General features: G+C 58.0%; 18 protein-coding genes. 15 read left to right on the top strand and 3 right to left on the bottom strand.

Going from position 1 to position 23,174, the window contains the following annotated elements:
* Positions 1-18 precede the first annotated feature (18 nt).
* The gene (thiM, locus tag JMF94_RS12455; RefSeq protein WP_240825446.1) at positions 19-852 is read left to right on the top strand and encodes a hydroxyethylthiazole kinase; all 834 of its coding nucleotides are present in this window, start codon (positions 19-21) and stop codon (positions 850-852) included.
* 135 nt (positions 853-987) lie between these two features.
* Here the strand turns inward: thiM and JMF94_RS12450 are convergent, their stop codons facing one another.
* The 3 genes from JMF94_RS12450 to JMF94_RS12440 form a co-directional block, all read right to left on the bottom strand.
* Positions 988-3,030 (bottom strand): cache domain-containing protein, encoded by a 2,043-nt coding sequence (locus tag JMF94_RS12450; protein ID WP_240825445.1) that lies wholly within the window; start codon positions 3,028-3,030, stop codon positions 988-990.
* A gap of 539 nt (positions 3,031-3,569) precedes the next feature.
* The gene (gene typA / locus JMF94_RS12445; protein ID WP_240825444.1) at positions 3,570-5,399 is read right to left on the bottom strand and encodes a translational GTPase TypA; all 1,830 of its coding nucleotides are present in this window, start codon (positions 5,397-5,399) and stop codon (positions 3,570-3,572) included.
* 182 nt (positions 5,400-5,581) lie between these two features.
* Positions 5,582-6,493 (bottom strand): purine-nucleoside phosphorylase, encoded by a 912-nt coding sequence (locus tag JMF94_RS12440; RefSeq protein ID WP_240825443.1) that lies wholly within the window; start codon positions 6,491-6,493, stop codon positions 5,582-5,584.
* Positions 6,494-6,808: 315 nt separating this feature from the next.
* Here JMF94_RS12440 and JMF94_RS12435 point away from each other — a divergent pair, with 315 nt between their 5' ends.
* The 14 genes from JMF94_RS12435 (at position 6,809) to JMF94_RS12370 (ending at position 23,132) form a co-directional block, all read left to right on the top strand.
* A complete protein-coding gene (locus tag JMF94_RS12435) occupies positions 6,809-8,263 on the top strand; it encodes a biotin carboxylase N-terminal domain-containing protein (RefSeq protein ID WP_240825442.1) in 1,455 nt (484 codons plus the stop codon).
* Between the two features lie 199 nt (positions 8,264-8,462).
* Positions 8,463-10,718, top strand: a complete 2,256-nt coding sequence (locus tag JMF94_RS12430; protein ID WP_240825441.1) for an acetyl-CoA carboxylase carboxyl transferase subunit alpha/beta — start codon at positions 8,463-8,465, stop codon at positions 10,716-10,718.
* Between the two features lie 141 nt (positions 10,719-10,859).
* Positions 10,860-11,510: a biotin attachment protein gene (locus JMF94_RS12425; protein ID WP_209818207.1), complete on the top strand. Its 651-nt coding sequence runs from the start codon at positions 10,860-10,862 to the stop codon at positions 11,508-11,510.
* A gap of 104 nt (positions 11,511-11,614) precedes the next feature.
* On the top strand, positions 11,615-11,953 hold the full coding sequence (locus JMF94_RS12420; protein WP_240825440.1) for a hypothetical protein: 339 nt from the start codon (positions 11,615-11,617) through the stop codon (positions 11,951-11,953).
* A 34-nt stretch (positions 11,954-11,987) separates the two neighbouring features.
* Positions 11,988-12,545, top strand: coding sequence for a single-stranded DNA-binding protein (locus JMF94_RS12415; RefSeq protein ID WP_240825439.1), 558 nt, complete (start codon positions 11,988-11,990; stop codon positions 12,543-12,545).
* A 489-nt stretch (positions 12,546-13,034) separates the two neighbouring features.
* Positions 13,035-14,306, top strand: coding sequence for a sulfate adenylyltransferase (gene sat / locus JMF94_RS12410; protein ID WP_240825437.1), 1,272 nt, complete (start codon positions 13,035-13,037; stop codon positions 14,304-14,306).
* Between the two features lie 405 nt (positions 14,307-14,711).
* Positions 14,712-15,689 (top strand): hypothetical protein, encoded by a 978-nt coding sequence (locus tag JMF94_RS12405; protein ID WP_240825436.1) that lies wholly within the window; start codon positions 14,712-14,714, stop codon positions 15,687-15,689.
* Positions 15,690-15,908: 219 nt separating this feature from the next.
* Positions 15,909-16,442 (top strand): RsbRD N-terminal domain-containing protein, encoded by a 534-nt coding sequence (locus tag JMF94_RS12400; protein ID WP_022659763.1) that lies wholly within the window; start codon positions 15,909-15,911, stop codon positions 16,440-16,442.
* Positions 16,443-16,559: 117 nt separating this feature from the next.
* Complete coding sequence (dsrM, locus tag JMF94_RS12395; protein ID WP_192112733.1) at positions 16,560-17,579, top strand: sulfate reduction electron transfer complex DsrMKJOP subunit DsrM; 1,020 nt, start codon at positions 16,560-16,562, stop codon at positions 17,577-17,579.
* Between the two features lie 12 nt (positions 17,580-17,591).
* Positions 17,592-19,235 (top strand): sulfate reduction electron transfer complex DsrMKJOP subunit DsrK, encoded by a 1,644-nt coding sequence (dsrK, locus tag JMF94_RS12390; RefSeq protein WP_192112732.1) that lies wholly within the window; start codon positions 17,592-17,594, stop codon positions 19,233-19,235.
* Positions 19,236-19,616, top strand: a complete 381-nt coding sequence (gene dsrJ / locus JMF94_RS12385; protein WP_192112731.1) for a sulfate reduction electron transfer complex DsrMKJOP subunit DsrJ — start codon at positions 19,236-19,238, stop codon at positions 19,614-19,616. It abuts the gene before it with no gap.
* Entirely contained in the window at positions 19,616-20,407 is a 792-nt protein-coding gene (gene dsrO, locus JMF94_RS12380; RefSeq protein ID WP_022659759.1) for a sulfate reduction electron transfer complex DsrMKJOP subunit DsrO, read from the top strand. Before dsrJ ends, dsrO begins: the two co-directional genes overlap by 1 nt.
* Positions 20,408-20,419: 12 nt before the next feature.
* A complete protein-coding gene (dsrP, locus tag JMF94_RS12375) occupies positions 20,420-21,589 on the top strand; it encodes a sulfate reduction electron transfer complex DsrMKJOP subunit DsrP (RefSeq protein WP_192112730.1) in 1,170 nt (389 codons plus the stop codon).
* Positions 21,590-21,800: 211 nt separating this feature from the next.
* Positions 21,801-23,132, top strand: a complete 1,332-nt coding sequence (locus JMF94_RS12370) for an HD domain-containing protein (RefSeq protein WP_240825435.1) — start codon at positions 21,801-21,803, stop codon at positions 23,130-23,132.
* Positions 23,133-23,174 lie beyond the last annotated feature (42 nt).

Here is a 23,174-nt window from a genome sequence, read left to right as displayed (position 1 = left end):
GGCCGGGGGAGACAGAGCATGGAATGCTTTGGGGAAATTCTCGACATGGTGCGCCGCCAAAGCCCCGTGGTGCACAGCATTACAAACTATGTGACAGTCAATGACTGCGCAAATATCATTCTGGCTGCGGGGGGATCGCCCATCATGGCTGATGATGCGGCGGAAGTGGAGCAGATTGTGGGCCTCAGTTCGGCTCTGGTTCTCAATATTGGCACCCTCAATACCCGAACGGCGGCATCCATGCTTGCAGCGGGCAAACGCGCCAATGCCCTGAACATTCCTGTTGTGCTCGACCCTGTGGGCGCGGGCGCGTCCAGCCTGCGCAACGAAACGCTGCGCGCCCTGATGCAGGAGGTGCGCTTTGCCGCCATCAAGGGCAACAGTTCTGAAATCCGTTTTCTGGCGGGCGATAAAGCCACGGCGCGCGGCGTTGACGCAGATGAAGGCACGCTGGTTTCAGAAGACAACCTTGCCGCCTCGGCCCGCATGGCCATGGACATGTGCGCCGCCACTGGTGCGGTTATCATCATCAGCGGGCGCATAGACATTGTGGCCCACTCAAAAGGGGCCTGGGCCGTCAGCAATGGCGACCCGCTCATGACGCGCATCACCGGCGCAGGCTGTATGACAGCCGCCGTGGTGGGCTGCTGCGTGGGCGCTGCCCCGGCCGAGCTGCCGCAGGCCTGCCTGTGCGCCATGTGCTCCATGGGCGTGGCCGGGGAGATCGCCGCAGAAAATATGGGGGCCGTGGGCGGCGGCACAGGCACCTACCGCACTCTGCTGCTGGATGCCATGAGTTCCCTTGACGGCCCCGCCATCACCTGCCGGGGCAAGGTACAGCACATAGCCTGACCTGCGCTCCAGAGTTCAACTACTCACAAAGCCCTCTGCCGCTCGACATTTGAGCGGCAGAGGGCTTTTGCAATTCTGGCTTCGGGCTGGCAGAAAAAACTTTTAGCTCAGCTTACGAATGGATGAATTACTGCTCTAAATGGGCAGCCGCACAACGCAGAGCACATCGTTGGCGTAGCGCCCATCGCGCTTGTATTCGCGGTAGCCGCGCGAGCGCGCGCAACCCACGGCATACAGCACACCATCCACAGATTCGAGCTGCGAGGTGCATTCGCCCTGTCCTAGAGCCAGCCACTGGGGCCGCAGCTCACGGTTTTCGCCAGGGTGCATGTGGGCTTCGCTGGCGGCCACAAGGGTTCCGCCCGCCTCGGCAAAAAAGCTTGCTGCCCCGGTGATCACTTCGCCATCCCCATTCTTGGGCAGGGTATCGCCCAGCATGCCCGCAAACTGCGGCAGGGAATCGAAAACAATGCCTATGCCACCAACGGCCTGCCCCCCCTGTGGTGCAAACACGGGAGCGCTGTACACATAGGTTGGTTGCGCTGCGCCCTTGGGGTGATACAGTTCAGTGGCGCGAAAGGGCGAGACGGAAAAATCGTCCGAATCCTTGAGCGACAAGGTACGGCGCACATACTCCTCGCCTATCTGCTGCCCGTAAAGACTGCGCTCCCCGGCCTGCGAACAGGCCACAACGGTTCCGCGCGCATCGTAGAGAAACAGGTTTGAGTACACCGTGTAATAGCTGTTGATGTACTCCAGAATATCCTCAAGGCGTGAGAGGTCGCCCCTGCTGACGGACGGCTGCGCAAGGATACGGCGAAAATCCGGGGTCAGCGCCCACCAGCGGCAATCGTTGGCGCGCTCATACAAATTGCGGTCCATTATTTCCACGGTGATGGAGGCCAGAAAGGAGGCATCGTTCAAACGCGAGGCCGTGACCGTTTTTAGCAGGCCATCGGTGAAATAATGGAACTCATGCTCCATTTCGATGCCCATTTTGCGCACAGCATCCAGGATGGGCGGCAAGGCCTGGGCGGCGAGGCGTTCGTCATCCCGCGCATTGCCGCTTTGACGGGCGGCCATTATCTGCCCGTTGAGCGCAGCCAGCGTCAGATCGCCCATAACATCGCCGGCCTGTTCTTCAATGCTGGTCAACTGGGCGGAGAATCCCGCCTCCCGCCGCACAAGGGCAACATCAAGCCCTTCTGCCGCCTTGCTGGCAAACGCGCTTTGCGCGTTGCGCAACACGTGGGTTTGCCATGCCTGCCCCTCATAGCCCTGATAACCTTCTGAAGGACGCGAGACCGCCAGAGTTGCCTTGCTGGCATGACTGGTCACGGTAAAGCTGTCCTCCGGGGTGAGGGCAAAGGAACTCCCGATGGGAACCATCCGCGTATCGCTGCTGGCAAAGGCCTGACCTTTTTCGTCCAGCAGCAGGATGACCATATCCTGCGCAAAGCGGGCCATACCTGCAAAGAGGTCTGCGGTTTCTCCGTCCATATCGAATACAAGACAGAGCACGCCCAGGGGTTCGGCGATACCTTCGCCCCTGATGGCGTGGGAATATACAAGGGCCGACCTGCCATCGGGGGAGAGGTCTGTAGGCCGAAAGGTTTCCACAAATTCCTGTGCGGCCAGCGTCTGCCTGACCAGCGGATCTTTTGAGGCGCTCACAGGCCTTTTGGTATCAAGCTGCACGCACACCCCGCCCTGAGGATCAAGCACCAAGATGTCACGGTACACGCTGTATTTTGAGCGGTAGGCAGCAAGCCGGGCGCGCAGCGTGGGTACATCGCATGCGCCGCTCTGCAAAAAGCCCACAATCTCGCCATCTGTTGCCAGAAAGCTCACGTCCGCAGTGCGCTCATAAAGATTGCGCTTGATGATGTCCATGACCACCTGGGCCACAGGCGACATTTCGCGCACGGCTTTTTCAAGCAGCTTTTCGCCCAGCATGCTGGTCATGTCCTGCCGCAGCAGGCCAAACGTATCGCGGGTCTTGAAGATGAAATCAAAGAGGGTGGCGGCAATGGCGTTGCAATTGATCTTGCCCGTGAGGGCAATCCACGTCCATTGCCGTTCCAGTTGAGAAAATACCGTGTGGCATCGCCTGATATCAGGCATAAAGGGAATCAGCTGCTCAACGGCCTCTTTCGTGGACGCATGGGGGTCGCGCACAATCACCTCGCTCGGATTTTCTCTTGGCGCCGCAAGGCAGAGCAAAAAAACGGACGGTTAATAATCCGTTGCAAATTACAGTAGCTGTATCAAAACTCAAGCGGGGGGGGGCAAAGAACCTCTAAAAAATTTACACAAAAGTCAATGCTACTCTCTTTTTTTTTAAAGAGGTATTTTTGCACACCTTGCGATTTGTCTTATTAAAAATGATAAGCAACAAACAGTAAATTTGTTAGCACACTAATCATCCATGACAGTCAAATATACTTTATGTTTTTGCATTTGAACATGTATTCAATACACACAATCAAATTATTATTTGTATTGCGGACAGAGTAGCACACCATAAGCTTATCGACAGTATAATAAAAACTTAAGAGCTTTTGTCTGAAAGGCCTTGCCATTCATGGCAGGGAACCATGAGCCACCACAAAAAATCATGCTGGCGGCGCAAACAGCAACACCCCCGCAGGGCATGCCCTGCGGGGGTGAACTATCAAAATGAACGGAAGGATATTGCCGCTCGCGGTGTTGATGCTTTAGCTGTTCTTGCGCTTGCCTGCGGTCTGGTAGCGCTTCATGGCCGAAAGTTCGGCCTTGCGCAGGCGGATGGAAAGGGGAGTGACTTCCACCAGTTCATCTTCGCGCACAAAGTGCAGGGCGTGCTCAAGGGTCATTTTCTTCACCGGGGTGAGGGTGACGTTTTCGTCTTTGCCCGAAGCGCGCAGGTTGGTGAGCTTCTTTTCCTTGGTGGGGTTCACGTCGATATCGTTATCGCGGTTGTGCTCGCCCACGATCATGCCTTCGTACACCGGGTCGCCGGGTTCCACAAAAAGAACGCCGCGCGGCTCAAGGTTAAAGAGGGCATAGGCCACGCCAGCGCCAGCGCGGTCGGCAACGATGGACCCCGTGTAACGCGTGGGAAAATCGCCGCGCCATTCTTCGTAGCCTTCCACATAGGAGTTCATGATGCCGGTACCCTTGGTATCGGTGAGGAACTCGTCGCGGTAGCCGATAAGGCCGCGCGAAGGCACGCTGAATTCAAGGCGCACACGGCCCGTGCCGTTGTTGACGCAGTTGAGCATGCGGCCCTTACGCTGGGCCAGCTTGTCAGTCACCACGCCCATGAACACTTCGTCGCAGTCCACGTACAGGCGTTCAATAGGTTCAATGACTTTGCCGTTTTCGTCCTTGCGCAGAATAACTTCGGGGCGGCCGACGGAAAGTTCAAAACCTTCGCGGCGCATGGTTTCGATAAGGATGGCCATCTGAAATTCGCCACGGCCCTTAACCAGGAAGGCGTCGCGGTCTGCCGTGTTTTCCACGCGTACGGCCACGTTGCGCAGGGTTTCCTTGACCAGACGGTCATAGATGGCGCGGCTCTGCACAATCTTGCCCTCGCGACCGGCCAGGGGAGAACTGTTGATGCCAAAGCGCATGGCCACAGTGGGCTCATCCACGCGGATACGGGGCATGGCGCGGGGATTGTCGCGGGTGCAGATGGTATCGCCGATGGTCACATCTTCAATACCTGCCAGAACCACGATGTCGCCGGGCAGGGCCTTTTCCACTTCCACCACCTGCAACCCATCATACACCTGAAGCTTGGTGGCGCGCAGGGGCTTGGCCTGACCGTCCTCACCAATGCAAGCCAGGGCTTCCTTGGCGAAAACAGTGCCGTGCATGATGCGGCCCACGGCCAGACGGCCCAGATAATCGGAATAGTCGAGGTCGGCCACCAGCATCTGGAAGGGCTGCTCGGGGTCATAGCTGGGGCCGGGGATGTACTTAACAATGGCATCGAACAGAGGCGAAAGATCCTTCTGCTCGTCGTCAATGTTGTTCATGGCCACGCCAGCGCGCCCAATGGCGTACAGCACGGGAAATTCAAGCTGGTGCTCGTTGGCATCCAGATCAATGAACAGGTCGTAAATTTCGTTGAGCACTTCCTGGGGGCGGGCGTCCTTGCGGTCAATCTTGTTGATGACCACAACCACGGGCAGACCGGCCTCAAGGGTTTTGCGCAACACAAAGCGCGTTTGCGGCAGCGGCCCTTCAGAGGAGTCCACCAGCAGGATTGCGCCGGTAGCCATGGAGAGAGAACGCTCCACTTCGCCGCCAAAGTCGGCGTGGCCAGGGGTGTCAATGATATTGATCTTGACCCCTTTCCAGTTGACGGCGCAGTTCTTGGCGGCAATGGTGATGCCGCGTTCGCGTTCCAGATCCATTTTGTCCATCACGCGGTCGTCAACCTGCTGGTCGGCGCGGAACACGCCGCCCTGTTTGAACAGACCGTCCACAAGGGTGGTCTTGCCGTGGTCAACGTGGGCGATAATGGCGACGTTACGAAGGGATTCATTGTGCTGCATGGCTTTGTGCCCTTAAAAAACACTAGGTAGTGCGGTTTTGTTCCCCGCCGGGGGGAGATTCCGACTGGCAGCGAAGCTGCGCCAGTTCAGCGCCGGGTGCGGCCGACGCAGGCAGGGGGAAAAACCGGCAGTCGGTATTGTTTGTTCTTTAATGATGTCCGGGCCGCGCTTTTACGCACTTTTCAGAGTTTTGTCACCATGGCGCGGATGAGCCGACCCAGATTTTTGCCCGCCACAGCGGCCACTGCGAGGATTTCTTCCAAGGGGGCCGGGGTCATGCAGTCAGGTAAATTTTTATTGGTCAAACATGAAAGGCCAAGTACACGCATGCCCATATGCCGTGCCGCAATGATCTCAAGTACAGTGCTCATGCCCACGGCATCCGCTCCCCACTGGCGGTACATGCGTGTTTCTGCGGGCGTTTCCATTTCCGGCCCATGAACGCCAATGTATACGCCGCGCTCAAGCCGCAGGCCCATTTTTGCCGCAGTTTCCATGGCCATCGCCCGCAAATCCGCGTCCAGAGGCGCGCACATGTCGGGGAAGCGCGGCCCCCACGCCTCAACATTGATCCCGGTTAGGGGCGAATGACCGGTATTATTGATGATGTCGCTCATGCACATGATGCCGCCAGCATCGAACTGCGGGTTCAGCCCGCCAGCCGCATTGGTGATAACAAGCGTTTTCACGCCCATCAGCGCCATAACCCGTACGCCCATGCAGACCTCTGCCGGGGTGCGTCCTTCATAGAGATGGCAGCGACCTTGCTGGATGAGCGCATAGCGCCCTATGGAGTCGTCCTCTCCACACGCTCCGGCAAACCGGCCCCATACAAATGCGCCCGCATGCCCTTCCACGCTGGAAGCGGGAAAACCCGGCAAGTCGGTATAGGGAACAACAACACGGTCTTGCAGCTTTTCTGCCAGAGCAGAAAGCCCCGTACCCAGCACAATGCCTACAGGTGCATCCGCATCGGGCGCGGCCTTGGGATCAAGCCTGCGCGCTCCCAAGGGCAAAGCCAGAGGCCCCTGCGCGGCCTGAATGGCGTCACGCAGTGCCGTTGCGGCGCGCTGGACATCCTGAAAATTTTGCATAGAATCCCCTCCTGAAAAATACGCTCAGTGGTCTGCTGTCAGGCCGCAATCCGCGCCGCGCGTTCCTTTGCCGCTGCGCGGCTTTTTGTGCCGGACAGCCCCTGCGCGAGTGGATTTTCGCGCCAAAAGCGGGTAAGAGGTGCGGATGCACAGTCTGTATAGCTCGCCAATCGACACCCCACAAGGGGGGAGCGGGCAACGAAACAGAACCGTAACACCCCGCGATGCAAATCCAAACTCCGGCACACGCCCGCTCCGCCTCTTGGGCAATCGCGGCCATGCCGGGCATAAACCAACACAAAAAAGCGCAATTCAATGAGGGAGACAGGCTTGGACAAAGCTCAGGACAGCATTCCCCTGCAAAAGCACAAAATTCTGGTGGCCAACCGTGGCGAAATAGCCATGCGCATCATGCGCGCCTGCCGCAAGCTTGGAGTGGCCTTTACCGCCATCTTCACGGCTGAGGACGCGGCATCGGGCCATGTGCGCCTGGCGCGCGAACAAGGCGGAGAAAAAAGCCTGTACCGCGTGTCATCTTACCATGACGCCAACGAACTTATGGCCGTGGCCGACGAGGCGGGCTGCACAGCAGTTCACCCCGGCTACGGTTTTTTTGCCGAGGATTTTCGTTTTGCACGCCGCGTAACCAAACGCGACCGGAAACTTATCTTCATCGGCCCCTCGTGGAAAATCATTCGCGAGCTGGGCGACAAAATCAACACCAAGCGCCTGGCGCGCAGCCTGGGCGTACCTACCGTCCCCGGTTCCGACCGCCCCATCTATGACGAGATGGAAGCCGAACGCATCGCCAAAAGCGTGTTCGAGTTTCAGGATCAGCAGGGCATCACGCGCCCGCTGGTGCTGGTCAAGGCTTCCGCTGGCGGCGGCGGCATGGGCATTGAGGAAGTGTACGACCCGGATCAGTTTCGCTCGGTCTACCGCCGCATCCGCAGCTACGCCCTGCGCCAGTTCAAGGATGAAGGCGTACTCATCGAGCAGCGCATCACCGACTTCAACCACCTTGAAGTGCAGGTGGTTTCTGACCGTTCAGGGCAGAATCCCGTGCATTTCGGCACCCGCAACTGCTCCATCCAGTCCACTGGCCGCCAGAAGCGCATTGAGATCGCCCCGGGCTTTGCCCCCGATGAACTCAAGTACACTTTTGACGCGGGCAAGGTGCTGCGCGATATTGTTGACTACTCCCTCACCATGGCCCGCAAGGTGGGCTACGACAACGTGGGAACCTGGGAATGGATTGTGACCCGCAAGGGCGAACCCTTCCTGATGGAAGTGAACACGCGCATTCAGGTGGAAAACGGCGTTTCAGCACGTATTTCAAGGGTGAACGGCAAGGGCGATGTAGACCTCATCGCCGAGCAGATCCGCATTGGCCTTGGCGAGCCGTTGGGCTACGGGCAGTCGGACATCACCTTTGAAGGTCTGGGCATTGAATACCGCCTGATCGCCGAAGACCCGGACAGCAACTTCACCCCCTGGGTGGGCCGCATTGAAAAATTTGCATGGAAAGACCAGCCATGGCTGACCATGCTCACCCATGTTCCGACAACCGAGCCTTACGAAATTCCCACAGAATTTGACCCCAACCTGGCTCTTGCCATCATCTGGGGCAAAGACCTTGAGGAAGCCAAGGCGCGCGGCCTTGAATTTCTTGGGGATCTTCGGCTGGAAGGCCACAATGCATCGGGCGAGGAGCTGAAGTCCAACGTCAACTTCCTTGCGGCCAACACAGAGCGCATTTTGCGCTTCTGACGGGACCAGCCCATGAGCACGGCACCGTCCACACATCTGGCGCAGGTTTCCGCAGACTGCGGGAACCAAGGCGCACTGACCGGGGCGAAGACTTTACGCCCCCAGTATGGACGCATGCTGGCAGACATGCCATTGGCCGCCCGGAATTCCGGGGATTTCGCCTACCTAAAAAAACCAGTCTAGCTGGCCCCAATATACTATGGACAACAACATCGAAAAACGCATCCAGAGTCTGCGCGACAGACTTACCTATCTGGTGGACATATTCGCCGGCAAGCACAAGGACAACGCCGACCTGCTTGAAGAAAAGCTGACCGCCTTCACTGCGCGCGTCCGCTCCGGCAATGTGGAAGATCCCTATGCCGAACTTGCCACGGTAGAAGATCTTTTCAACTATGTGGAACGCCGCCTTGAGGGCAGCATCACGCCCATGGACAAGGTGCGCATTGTGCGCCACGCCCAGCGTATCTGCCTGCGCGACATACTTGAAAACGTCTACGACAATTTCACCGAAGTGGGCGGCCAGGACGAGCACAGCCTCGACCCCAGCATGCTCATTGCCCGCGCGGTCATTACCCGCCGCCGGGGCAAAAAGGTATACACCCAGTCCGTTATGGTTATCGGGCAGGAAAAGGGCCACGGCGCGGAATTCCGCAACGGCGGCTCGGTCAAGCCCTGGGGCAACGCCAAGGCGCAGCAGTACATGCGCGTGGCCGAGACCGAAGGGATACCTGTCCACACCTACATTTTCACGCCTGGCTCGTATCCCATTGAGGATTACCCCGGCGCGGCGCAGCAGATCGCCCGCAACATCTACAGCATGGCTGGCCTGCGCGTGCCCGTTATCGCCGTCATTTCCGAAGGCGGTTCCGGCGGCGCGGAAGCCATCGGCCTTGCCGACAAGCGCCTGATGCTCTCGCACGGCTACTATTCGGTTATTTCACCCGAAGGCGCCGCCGCCATTGAAGGCCGCATCAAGGCTGGCCAGCGCGCCACGCCCGAGCTGATTGAAAGCTGCGCCACTAACCTCAAGATGACTGCGCAGGACAACCTCAAATTCGGCTACATCGACCGTGTGGTGCAGGAACCGCCGCTGGGCGCGCGCCCCTGGCACTTCGACTTTTTCCGCAGTCTGCGGCAGGAAGTGCTGCGCGCCACCGACGAGGTCGTGATCTCCACACGTACCATGCCCGGCCTCAAGGGGCTGGCCTTGGCCCGCGTGCGCAAGCCGGACGCCAACCTGGACGAAATGTACACCCGCTGGGGTCTGACCTCTGCCGCCAAGGACAGGCTGCGCGAACGCCGCCAGCAAAAGTTCCTGCGGCTCTCGCGTCAGGCGGCGCGCGACAGGCGTCCCTTCTTCACCAAGATGGCCGTTGCCACCTGGGACTGGCTCACCAAGCCGTGGGTCAGCTTCAAGTACGATTTCTACCGCAAGCACCAGATGCGCATCCGCACTTTTATGGAAGAAATCGACAACGAGTGGGAAGTGTTCAAGAGCCGCCTGCTGGCCCCCTGGCACAAGCTCACCCGCAAGTTGCCCAGCGCCAAGGCCGAAAGCAGCAAGGTCAAGGAGTTGACCGCCCTGTCTACGTGGTCGGACGATGGCCGCCGCAGCCGGTGGAACTACATTTCGCCGCGCTACAAGACAGACCGGGCCATCACCTGCCCCAACAGCGCCGCCTATGGCTGCCTTGACCTGTGGGGGCCTGACCTCTTTGCCGAATTCGCGGGCGTGTGCAGCCACTGCGGCTACCACTTTCCCATGGAGCCGGAATGGTATGTGAAGAACGTCTTTGACCTCGGCTCGGTCTTTGAATTCAACAGTGAGATTGAAGCGGGCAACCCCCTTGATTTCCCCAACTTCAGCGACCGCGTTCTTGACGCGCAGAAGAAAACAGGGGCCAAGAGCGGCTGCATGACCTTTGAAGCCCGCATAGACAACACCAAGATGGTCGTAGCCATGCTCATGGGCACCTTCCGGGGCGGCTCCGTGGGCGCGGCAGAAGGCTACAAGTTTGTGGAAGCCGCCCAGCGCGCCGCCAAGAAGCGTTATCCCTTCCTGGCCTATGTGCATGGCACGGCGGGCATCCGCATTCAGGAAGGTACGCACGGCGTTATCCAGATGCCCCGCTGCACCGTGGCTGTGCGCCGCTACATTGAATCCGGCGGCCTGTATATGGTGCTGTACGACACCAATTCCTTTGCCGGGCCTGTGGCCAGCTTCCTCGGCTGCTCGCCCTATCAGTTCGCGGTGCGCTCGTCCAACATCGGCTTTGCCGGGCCGGGCGTTATCAAGGAAACCACGGGCATGGACATCCCGCCCAAGTACCACCGCTCGTACCGCGCTCTTTCGCGCGGGCACATTCAGGGCATCTGGGACAGAAGGGAAGTGCGAGCCAACCTCAAGCAGGCCCTGCTGACCATTGGCGGCAGAAACCTGTATTACAGGTAGCGCCCCACTGCGTAGAAAAACGACAAGTATTCCGAGTGACGCGGCGGCCGGGAACAGTCCGGTCGCCATGCGCCGGCGGTTCGGGGGCAGCAGCCCCACCAGCCGGAGCGTCGCCAATATATAACGTTAACGGACCCAAGCATGATAAACATATCTGCACTGCTGGACGAAATAAAGGCTTCGCCCTACCGCGAAATAGTCATCAGCACGCCCCACACGGGCAAGGTGACATTTGCGGGCATAAAACAGGGCGACAAGGTGGTAGGCCCGCAGGGCCAGTGGAAGGAAAAGCCCGGGACGCTCATCGCCACGCTTGAACGCGAACGCAATCCCAAATCCATCTGCGCCAACGAAAAGGGCGAGATCAGCCTTCTGCACACCGAACTTGAAGGCACATTTGTGGAGGCAGGCACCCCCCTTGCCGTGGTGCGGCACATGCTCACCCGCGCAGAGGTGGAACGCATCCTGCTCAAAAAAGCCCTGCATCTTTTTGTTGCGCCCGAGCGGGCCAAGTACTACTTCACACCTGAGGTGGACAAAAAAATCCGCGCGGCAGATTCACAGTCGGTAGCCGTGCGCGAAGGCATGGAACTGCTCATCATGTCGCGCATGAAGCGCGAGGTGCCGCTGGTCTATACGGGGCCTGCGGGCGTTATCTATGCCGTCTACTTCACCTATAACGAAAACATCGACGCCGGAGCGCCCCTCATCGGCGTATGCCCGCAGGATCAGCTTCCCGCCATTCAGGAAGTCATCATGCGCGTGCAGACCGAATGGACTGAAAAAGACTAGGCTCTCCTGCCAGCACAGGCCGTTGCCCTGCGCACGCTGCCGAAAGCAGCTCGTCTGGGCGCGGCAAATTCGCATACGGGCGGCCCGCCGCCAAGGGAGCACCTATGGGCAATGCACTGCAAATCCGCGTGAGCGCCGTCACCTGGAACGAAGACCTGCTGGAAAAACTCTGGCCCAAACTTACAGAGCTGGCTTTCAGCGTTCCCATCAAGCATGAAAAACATGGAGTGCTTGAAATGGTGAAGGCGCTGGATGAAGGCTTGCAGTTTTTGCCATGGTCGCCAGCCCGCCGCAAGGCCCTTGGCCCCGGCATTCTTGAAGCCGCAAGGCTCAAGGCCGAACTGGAAGCGGCCCTTGCCGAATGGCAGCCGCGCGAAGCCAACAAGTTGAGCGACTCCCTTGAAGACGTGCTGGATCAGCTCGAAAAGGCGTTTGTAGCCTGAGTCTGAAACTCGAATACCACCTTGGAGCATCACCATGCTGAACAAAGTAATGATTATTGGCCGTCTGGGCCGCGACCCCGAGCTGCGGTACACCCAGAGCGGTTCGCCCGTTGCCACCCTGAATGTCGCCACTGACGAATCCTATACCGACCGTGACGGCAACAAGGTGGATCGCACTGAATGGCACCGCGTTTCTGTTTTTCAGCGCCAGGCGGAAAACTGCGCCAACTTCCTTGCCAAGGGCAGCCTGATCTACGTGGAAGGCAGCCTGCAAACCCGCAAATGGCAGGATCAGCAGGGCCAGGATCGCTATACCACCGAAATCAAGGCTCAACGCGTGCAGTTTCTTGACCGCAAGGGCGGCGATGCCCCACGTGAAGGCGGCGGTGGACGTGGGTTTGAAGACGACTACGGCGCGCCCGCTGCCTCTGCGGCTCCTCGGGGCAATGCCCCTCGCGGCGGCCAGGGTGCGCAGGGCGGACGCGGCGGCTATGCCCCCCAGGGCGGCAGCCGCAAACCGCAGCCCATGGACGATGATCTCGGCCCGGCCTTCCCTTCCGAAGCCTCCAACATGGACGATGTGCCGTTCTAGGGGCTAATCCCTCCGATTATTGACCGCAAGGCGTGGATGCTACATCCACGCCTTTTTTGTTGCTTCTGCTTTGACGAGGAGCGGGCATGATGGTTGAGAAAAATTTCCCCCAGTCAGCAACTTTCTATCCAGCCAAACAGTTTTTCTCCCTATTTCGCTGCCTGCAAGCAATGACGCCAATTCGCGCAACATAGCCCAGCAAAAGACTTTGCGAAAAAAAGCGCACTTTCACATGCTTTTTCGGGTTCAGGCACATTTTTATTGTGAATCCCCCTTCTCTTTTTGCGCGATTCAGCGTATAGGTGTCGGTGAATTTTCCGTATTACCCGCTGTGGCTGTGGTTTTTTTGGCGAGTAGTCAGGAAAAGTTTTAAGAGGTAGTTGACTTTTTGTTAGATTATTCACAAGATGCGAACTGAACGCTGCCCTTCCGCATGGCGACGCGGCCACGGAAGGATGCCCACATAACTAAAACACGGAGGATTTCGCAATGTCCAAGCTGGTAGCTCCTCATGGCGGTAAGGGTCTGGTCTGTTGCCTTCTGGAAGGTAAGGCCTTGGATGACGAGAAGAAAAAAGCCGCAGGCCTGAAGCAGATCGAGATTTCTTCCCGCGCCAAGGGCGACCTGATCATGATGGGCATTGGCGGTTTCTCGCCTCTGAACGGCTTCATGAACAAGGCCAACTGGAAGAGCGTCTGCGAAAAGATGACCCTTTCTGACGGCACCTTCTGGCCCGTGCCCGTTACCCTTGATGTTCCCGCTGCTGACGCCAAGGCCCTCAAGGTCGGCGAAGAAGTGGCCCTGGTTCGCAAAGGCGAAATCATGGCTACCATGAAGGTCGAAGAAGTCTATGAAATGACCGAAGCCGACAAAAAGTGGGAATGCGAACTGGTGTTCAAGGGCACTGGCCCTGACTCCGAAAAGTTCTGGGAAGTGGCCCCCGCTGACCACCCCGGCGTGAAGATGGTTCTGGCTCAGAACGAATTCAACGTTGCCGGTACCGTTAAGGTTCTTTCGCAGGGCGAATTCCCCGAAAAGTTCCCCGGCGTGTACATGACCCCTGCTCAGCTGCGCGCCAAGATGGACGAACGCGGCTGGCAGAAGGTTGCCGCTCTTCAGCTGCGCAACCCCATGCACCGCTCGCATGAATACCTGGCCAAGATCGGCGTGGAAGTTTGCGACGGCGTGGTTATCCACTCCCTCGTGGGCTCCCTGAAGCCCGGCGACATCCCCGCCGAAGTGCGCGTGAAGTGCATCGACACCCTGGTTGACAAGTACTTCGTGAAAGACTTCGTCATTCAGGCTGGCTACCCCCTGGACATGCGTTATGCCGGTCCCCGCGAAGCCCTGCTGCACGCCACCTTCCGCCAGAACTACGGCATCAACAACTTGCTGGTTGGCCGCGACCACGCTGGCGTGGGCGACTTCTACGGCATGTTTGAAGCCCAGGAAATCTTCCGCAAGATCCCTGTGCCCGCCGAAGCAGGCAAGCGTCTGCTCTGCGAACCGCTGAACATTGACTGGACCTTCTACTGCAAAAAGTGCGACGGCATGGCCAGCATGCGCACCTGCCCCCACACCAAGGAAGATCGCGTCATCCTGTCCGGCACCAAGCTGCGCAAGATGCTCTCCGAAGGCGCGGAAGTGCCGGATCACTTTGGCCGCGCTGAAGTGCTCGTCATCCTGCGCGAATACTATGCCAGCCTGACCGAAAAAGTTGAAATCAAGATGCAGCGTGCGGCCTCCGGCTCCACCATGTAAGCTTGACCGCAGCAACACAACGCGAGAGGACGCCCGAAAGGGCGTCCTTTTGTTTTAGCTGCATCCCCACTGCGGCCAGCAGTTATGGCCCCCTGCGGCCTGGGCTTGCCGAATTTGGGCATATTGCTAGCCCTTGCCGCATGCGAGATGAAATAATAGTGCACGGCATACTTTCGCCACAGCCTCCGCAATATAGTTTTGCGCAGCCCCTTATTGGCGCACAACCACCATGTAACAGAGATGGGGCCGCGCTTTACGAAAAAGCAAAAACAGCCTATAACCTGAAACGAGTTGCATGAAATCGCGGCTACAGCCCGATGTTTCGGCGGGCCTAATGATGGTCAGTACCGGGCCTGTCGCGCTATTGCTGCACCAGCCGAAAAGCTATTACATTCACAGGTACCTATGAACCGAACCCATCAATTATTTCCTGGCATTCTGAGCATGGCCGTTCTGGCTGCGGCCTTCTGTATCTGGAGCGCCTTTGGCAACGAAGTGAACCTGTGTGTAACTTCTGGCTGCGCACTGTTCCAGGATACGTCCGTTGCGGGCATATCACTTTGGTGGGCTGGCGGGGTCATGTTCACGCTGCTTGCCGCAGCTGCCTTGATGGGTGCGGCCCAGTTGGGCCTGATTCTGGCGGGTTTGGCCCTTCTGGGCGATATCGGCCTTTTGCTGCTCATGGCGGTTACGGCCCCCTGTGTGAGCTGCCTTATTGTAGCCTGCTTTTTTGCCATGATCTACGCTGGCTTTCGGCAAGCAGCGCAGCGCAGCCGCTCCGGTCTTCCGGCGGACAAGCCGGGCCGTTCGCTTTTGCTGGCTCTGTGGGCTCTGCTGTTTATCGTCAACACGGGTACCGCCCTGCGTACGCAGGCGGACGTGTGGGCCATCACGGACAACAGCAACGAAGCCAGCGTGCGCATGTTTTTTTCTCCCTCCTGCCCCAGTTGTCAGGAAGGCATCGCCCTTCTCTCCGGCCATGTGGATGTGGCCTTCTACCCTCTGGCAGAAAATGAAGCCGACATTCATACAGTCGCGCGCATGCTGCGCCTCATGGATAACGGCGCAAGTCTTTCTGAAGCCCTGACCAAGGCAAAAGACATTGCTGCGCCATCGGGCATGGCCGCCACCGCGCCCGACATGCTGCTGCTGCGCCTGCGCATGTTGCGCAACAAGGCCCACGTGTTCATGGCTGGTTCGCAGACAGTTCCATTTTTTGAATACCACGGCTTGCCCGCCATGCTGAAAAAGAATACCAAGCAGCAGGCAGGCCAGGCTTCTTTGCCGCAAGCTCCTACTCCCCCCCCGGCAGCAGGCAGTGCAGATTTGCCGCTTGACCCGCAAGTGGCTGGCCAGTGTTCTGGCACAACGCCCTGCCCTTAGGCAAAGCCGGCTCTAGTTCTTTTTGCCTCCGGCGCAGGAACTGCACGGGTCGATTTAGCCTGTCCAGGCGTGGCCTTAAACTACCCTGGCTTATCGCCTCCACCGGGGCCTTGTGCAAAAAATGACAAACCTTGCGTTTTAAAAGCGCAAAGGGGCTTGACGCCCTTTGCGCTTACTATTTATATGAGAGAGCCTTAGACAAAAGGGCACGGGGACAGAATGAAAGCAATCGACGTGTTTCGTAAACACAAGAGCGAGATGGTGCGTTTATGGACAGACTCCGTATTCGACACCTATCCATTTGAAACGACAGGTTTTCTTCGCACAAAAGACGACCCCTTCGGCAATCCGGTAGCAAACATGACCAAGGAAGCCGCAGGGGCTGTGTACGATGCCGTTACCGGCGAATCCGTGGAAGTGGCCCAGACCCGCAAGGCAATGGACCGCTTTATCAAACTGCGGGCAGTGCAAAAATTCTCCCCCAGCCAGAGCCTGGCCGTGTTCAGCCTCATGAAGCCTCTTCTGCGGCAACACGTCATGCCTGAACTTATGGCCCAGGACGACCTGGCGGCCTACCTTGAGACCGAATCGCGCATCGACAGCCTGACGCTCCTGGCCTTCGACATGTATATGGAAGACCGGGAAATTCTGGCTGAGTCGCGCATTACGGAAATACGCAACCAGCACGCCCAACTGGCGCGCTGGGCGCAACAACTGGAAAGCGGAGCCGTTCCTTCTGGGGACGACCGCTGACATTCCGCGTTCATTAGGCCGTAGGGCCTGACCGTGGGCTTTGCAGCATGCGGGCCAGAGATCTCTCAAATCCCGTGGTGGGCTTTTGAGGCAACTTTAGTGGAAGTGAGGTAGGGAATGTTCAATTCATTACTGCTGGTGCTGCTCATAGGAGCCATCGCCTGGGCGGGAGCGGCCATAGGGCTTGCGGGCCTGTTCGGCGTGGCGCTGCCTTATGTGGCAGTAGTCGTGTTCATCGCCGGTGTCGTCTGGCGCATGGTGTACTGGGCCAAATCGCCCGTGCCCTTCTGCATCCCCACCACAGGTGGGCAGGAGCAGTCGCTTGACTTCATCAAGCAGGCAAAAATCGACTGTCCCAGCACAACTTGGGGTGTTGTGCAGCGCATGTTTCTGGAAGTGTTCTGCTTCCGTTCGCTGTTCCGCAACACGGTTGCGGAAGTGAGGGAATTTGATCCCGTCAGCAACGGGCCGCGCACCATCTATTATTCCTCCAAGTGGCTGTGGGTTTTTGCCCTGCTGTTCCACTACTGCTTCCTGCTGGTTTTTATCCGTCACTTCCGTTTCTTTATGGAACCCGTGCCTTCCTGTATTCGCTTTCTGGAAAGCATTGACGGCATCATGCAGTTTGGCTCGCCCCGCTTCTTCTGGACGGGCGGCCTGTTGCTGGTAGCGCTGCTGTTCCTTCTGGGACGCCGCCTGTTTAACGAACGCCTGCGCTACCTTTCGCTTGCCAACGACTACTTCCCCCTGTGGCTGATCATCAGCATCGTGGGTACCGGTATCTGCCTGCGCTATTTCGACAAGACCGAAATCGCCCAGGTCAAGATTTTCGTCATGGGCCTGACCCACTTTGCGCCTGTGTCCACCGTGGGCATCAACGCGCTGTTCTTCACGCACCTTACTCTGGTCTGCGTACTGCTGATTTACTTCCCCTTCTCCAAGCTCATGCACATGCCGGGCGTGTTCTTCAGCCCCACGCGCAACATGGCGAATAATTCCCGCCGCGTGCGCCACATCAACCCCTGGAATCCGCCCAAGCAGTACTTCACCTACGCCGAGTACGAGGACACCTACCGCGACGCCATGGCTGATGCCGGGCTGCCGCTGGAAAAGCAACCCGAAAAGGCCGCCGAGTAAGGAGTTTCCACGATGGCAAAATTACCTACGCCGCAAATGCTTGTGTCCAGCCGCCCGGCCTTTCCCGCCCAGGACTGGCTTGACACCAAGCCCGAATTTACACCGGGCAGCTTCTGCTATCCGGCCAAGCAAGAGACCATGGAACTTCTGCACATGCCCAATCCCCACGAATGGGATCCGGCGGCAGAAGACTGGAACCTGCCCGAAAACTGGGAACAGATTCTCTGCGATGCTTTTGAAGAACGCCTTGAAAAGCACCGTTCGCTCAAGCTGTTCATGGATATCTGTGTGCGTTGCGGCGCTTGCGCCGACAAATGCCACTTTTTCCTGGGCACCAATGATCCCAAGAACATGCCCGTGTTGCGCGCCGAGCTGCTCCGTTCGCTCTACCGCCGCGACCACACCATGCTGGGCAAGATCCTCGGCAAGAAAGTGGGCGCTCGCGGCTGGGACAAGGAAGTAGTGAAGGAACTCTTCTACTACGCCTACCAGTGCACCGAATGCCGCCGTTGCTCGCTCTTCTGCCCCTACGGCATCGACACGGCGGAAATCACTGCCATCGTGCGCGAACTCCTGCATGAAGTGGGCCTTGGCATCCACTGGATCATGGATCCGGTCAAGAACTGCAGCTTCACCGGCAACCACCTTGGTATCAAGCCCCACTCCTTTGTGGAAATCGTGGAAATGCTGGCCGATGACTGCGAAACCATCACCGGCATCCGTCCCAAGACGCCCTTCAACGAAAAGGGCCACGAAATCCTGTTCATCACGCCCTCTGGCGACGTATTTGCCGACCCCGGCATCTACACCTTCATGGGCTATCTGATGCTCTTCCATGAGCTGGATCTGGACTACACCTTTTCGACCTACGCTTCGGAAGGCGGCAACTTCGGCTCCTTTACCACGTTCAACATGGCAAAGAAGCTCAACGCCAAAATGTACGCCGAAGCCGAACGTCTGGGGTCCAAGTGGATTCTGGGCGGCGAATGCGGCCACATGTGGCGCGTGATCAACCAGTACATGGACACCTACAACGGCCCGTCGCCCTCGCACATGACGACGCCTGTTTCTCCCTACACGGGCACGGTGTTCCAGAACGCGGCTTCCACCAAGATGGTGCACATTGCCGAGTTCACGGCTGACCTGATCCACCACAACAAGCTGAACCTCGACCCCAGCCGTAACGACCATATCATCACCACCTTCCATGACTCGTGCAACCCTGCGCGCGGCATGGGTCTGCTTGATGAACCCCGCTACGTGCTCAACGCCGTGTGTAACAACTTTGTGGAAATGCCCGAAAACACCATCCGCGAGCAGACCTTCTGCTGCGGTGCCGGTTCCGGCCTCAACACAGAAGAAATCATGGAACTGCGCATGCGTTCCGGCATGCCGCGCGGCAATGCCCTGCGCTATGTGCAGGAAAAGCACGGCGTCAACCACATGGCCTGCGTGTGCGCCATTGACCGCGCCACTCTGCCCCCGCTTGCCAATTACTGGGCGCCCGGCGTCAATGTGAGCGGCCTGCACGAGCTGGTGGGCAATGCCCTTGTGATGAAGGGCGAGTGCAAGCGCACCATGGATATGCGCCAGGAAGACCTGCCCAACGTGGTAGAGGATGATGACGCGCCCGAGGCGCAGGGGGAGGGTCAATAGATGTATAACTCCAAAGCTGTAATTCTTGGGATCATTATCTTTGTGGTCCTGTTCACCTCCCCGTTCTGGGCAAGCATGCTGGGCAAGTCCTATACCAGCACCGGCATTGCGCTGCCCAAGAATGAAAAAGAGTGTGTGGAAAATGTGGATTTCATGCGCGACAAGCACATGCAGCTGCTCAACGAGTGGCGTGATGAAGCCCTGCGCAACGAAAACCGCACCTATGTGGCATCCAACGGTAAAAAGTGGACCATCAGCCTGCAGAACACCTGCATGAAGTGCCACACTGACTACAAGGGATTCTGCGAAAAGTGCCACGTTGCCAACAGCGTTGATCCCTATTGCTGGACCTGCCACATCATTCCCCAGGGGAGCAAGTAATGAACAAGAGCAGAAGAAGCTTTCTGAAAGTGGCGGGGCTTTCTGCCTGTGCCCTGAGCAGCGGGTTGGCTGGCCTTGGCGCCTTGTCCGGCGTTGCTCAGGCCAAGATTGCCCCCGGTCACTATGAAAAAGGTGCCAACGCCCTGCACGCCAAGCGCTGGGCCATGGTTATCGATACGCGCCAGTTCAATGGCCCCAAGGACTACGAACCGCTGATCGAAGCCTGCCATAAATTCCACAACGTCCCGCACGTTCCGGGCGATCAGAACATCAAATGGTTCTGGCTTGATTCGTTCGAGCACACCTTCCCTGATGAAATGAACGCCTTTTTGGACAAACGCCGGGCCGAAGCCAGCTATCCGCTGCTTTGCAACCACTGCACCAATCCGCCCTGTGTGCGCGTTTGCCCCACGCAGGCCACCTACCGGATGGAAGACGGCATTGTGGCCATGGACTACCACCGCTGCATCGGCTGCCGCTTCTGCATGGCTGGCTGCCCCTACGGCGCGCGTTCCTTCAACTTCAAGGATCCGCGCAAGTTCCTGGCAGATCCCGTGCCCAATCCGGCCTTCCCCACGCGCATGATCGGCGTGGTGGAAAAATGCACCTTCTGCGCCGAGCGTCTGGCCGTTGGCCAGTTGCCCGCCTGCGTTGAAGCTTCTGGCGGCAAGATTCTCTTCGGCGACCTGGAAGACCCCAATTCAACGGTGCGGCAGGCTTTGTCCGCCAACTACAGTATCCGCCGCAAGCCCAACCTGGGCACGCAGCCCGGCGTTTACTACCTCATATAGGGAGGACAGGCCATGGTTGAAAAATTGCTCGAAGGTCCCAAGACCTACTACTTGTGGCTGCTCTTCCTGCTCTGCGTGATCGCAGGCTGCGGCATTGTGTACCTGGATCAGCTCCAGAACGGTCTGTCTGTGACCGGCATGAGCCGCGACGTTTCGTGGGGACTGTATATTTCGCAGTTCACCTACTTCGTCGGTGTTGCCGCCTCAGCCGTTATGCTGGTGTTGCCCACGTACTTCCACCACTATAAAAAATTCAAGCGCATGATCATTTTTGGCGAATTCATGGCCGTTGCGGCCGTGGTCATGTGTGCCCTGTTCATCGTGGTTGACCTTGGGCAGCCCCAGCGCATGCTCAACGTTATGCTGCACCCCACACCCAATTCCGTCATGTTTTACGACATGCTGGTGCTCATTGGCTACCTTGGCCTGAACATCATTATCGGTTGGGTGACCCTTGAAGCCGAGCGTCACGAAATCGATCCCCCGAAATGGATCAAGCCCCTCATCTATCTTTCGATTCTGTGGGCCTTCTCCATCCACACGGTGACCGCCTTCCTGTACGCTGGCGTTCCTGGCCGCCACTACTGGCTTACCGCCATCATGGCTGGCCGCTTCCTGGCTTCCGCTTTCTGCTCTGGTCCTGCCATCCTGATGCTGCTCATGCTCTTGCTGCGCCGCCTCACCGGCTTTGACGTGGGCAAGGAAGCCGTGAAGACCCTGACCACCATCATCGTGTACGCCATGTGCGTGAACGTGTTCTTCTTTGTGCTGGAACTGTTCACTGCCTTCTACAGCAACATTCCCGGCCACATGGAACCCATCCACGTGCTGTTCTTCGGTCACGGCGGGCATCTGCTGTGGGTGAGCTACTGGATGTGGGCTGCGGTTATCATGGCCTTTGGTTGCCTTGCCATTCTTATTCCGCCCAAACTCCGCACGCACCCCACGCTCATGCCTATTGCTCTGGCCATGCTTGTGGCTGCTTCGTGGATCGACAAGGGTCTTGGTCTTCTGATTGGCGGTTTCACCCCCAACATGTTTGAAGCCATCACCCCCTACATGCCCACCGGTAAGGAAATTGCCGTGGCCCTTGGCGTGTACGCCGTGGGCGCGCTGGTAGTCTCCCTGCTCTGGCGGATTGCGCTTGGCGTGAAAAAAGAAGTGAACCACTTCTCTGACTAAGCGTCAGGTACGTGTACTCAAACGCCCCCGCGTCGCTGACGCGGGGGCGTTTTGTCTTGCGAGCGGATATGTCAGCAAATAGCAGTCAGCACCACAAACAATGATCCGCGTAGCCATAACGGCATTTCTTCAACCGCAAGCTTGACTCGCACCCATGCTCGCGGGCATAGTATCAGCCATTCCCCGTTATTTTATTCGCAAGGAGCCATGGATGCATCAAGCGCTCAAAGACGCCATAACCATAAGCAAAACTCTGTTGCGCAACGGCTATGACGCTCATGTTATCAACGCCCCCTTGCAGGAGCACCTGCTGGAAAACGCCACGCAGCCCACTGTGGATATTGCCTGCGAGCCGGATCTCGATACGCTTATCAAGCTTTTTCCCAAGGCAGTGCCCCAGCACGACAAGCGCGCTCTGGCAACGCTGGAAGAAAACGGCTTTGTCTTCTGTTTTTATCCCTTGGAAGTAGCTGCTGCCGGTCACCCGGAGCTTTCCCTGCTGCGTATCACGCCCACCATGATGGACAGGATGCCCCATGAGGAACAGCTCAAGCTGCGCATTACGGGCTTTGGCAGCCCCGAGACCACGCAGGATGCCTACGACGGCTTTGAAGACGTCAAGGGCGGCGCTATCCAGCTTGCGGGGCTTCCGGATGAAACCCTTCGCCACAATTACCTACTGGCGATACGCGCTCTGCGTTTTGCAGCCAATTTTGACCTGCCCATCGAGCCAAACACTTGGCTTGCCATTGTGCGCGCCTCAAGCCGCGTGTTGGATTACGTTCCTGCCACGGACATCATGGACGAATGGCGCAAGGTTGCTGCCGAATCCATGTACCGTTTTGTGCGCCTGCTCTTTGATTCGCATATCCTTCAGGGGCTTATTCCTGAAGTGGCCTCCCTTTCCTGCCTCACCCAGATGCGTAACAAGGAAGGCGACACGGAAAACGTGTTTGAACACACGCTTGAGTGCATGAAGCACTACCCCGAAGAAGATTTTCACTACGATTGGCTTGGCACAATGGCCATGCTGTTCCATGATGTGGGCAAGCTCTACACTGGCGAATACTTCGACGGCATCTGGACGTACTACCAGCATCACCGCGTGGGCGCCAAGGTAACGCGCAAGATTCTGCGCCGCCTGCACTTTGCGCAGGAAGATATCGACCTGCTGTGCCATCTGGTGCGCCACCACATGCGCTTCCACTTCATGATGACCGACAGGGGCATTCGCCGCTTCAAGGCACTGGACGACTACCCCCGGCTTATCGCCATGGCCAGGGCTGACCTCAAGGCCCGCGACGGCATCCTCACTTCGTTCAACCACAATATGAAGTATCTGGATCGCGCGGAAACGCCGGAGCAGATGCTGGAACCGCTGCTGAACGGCAATGAGATCATGAGCGAAACCAAGCTGTCACCTGGCCCGCTGGTGGGCATTATTCGTGACGCGCTGTTGCAGGCCCAGATTGCAGGCGAAGTTACGGATGTTGAATCCGCCGTGACCTTTGTGCGTGATTACGCGCGCAAGTCAGTGGGATAATCACCCAACCGCCTATGCTGACACTATGGGCGTTCCTTTGGG

The sequence above is a fragment of the Desulfovibrio sp. UIB00 genome (assembly GCF_022508225.1).
Lineage (GTDB): Bacteria > Desulfobacterota > Desulfovibrionia > Desulfovibrionales > Desulfovibrionaceae > Desulfovibrio.
This window is presented reverse-complemented; position numbering and strand designations above follow the sequence as displayed.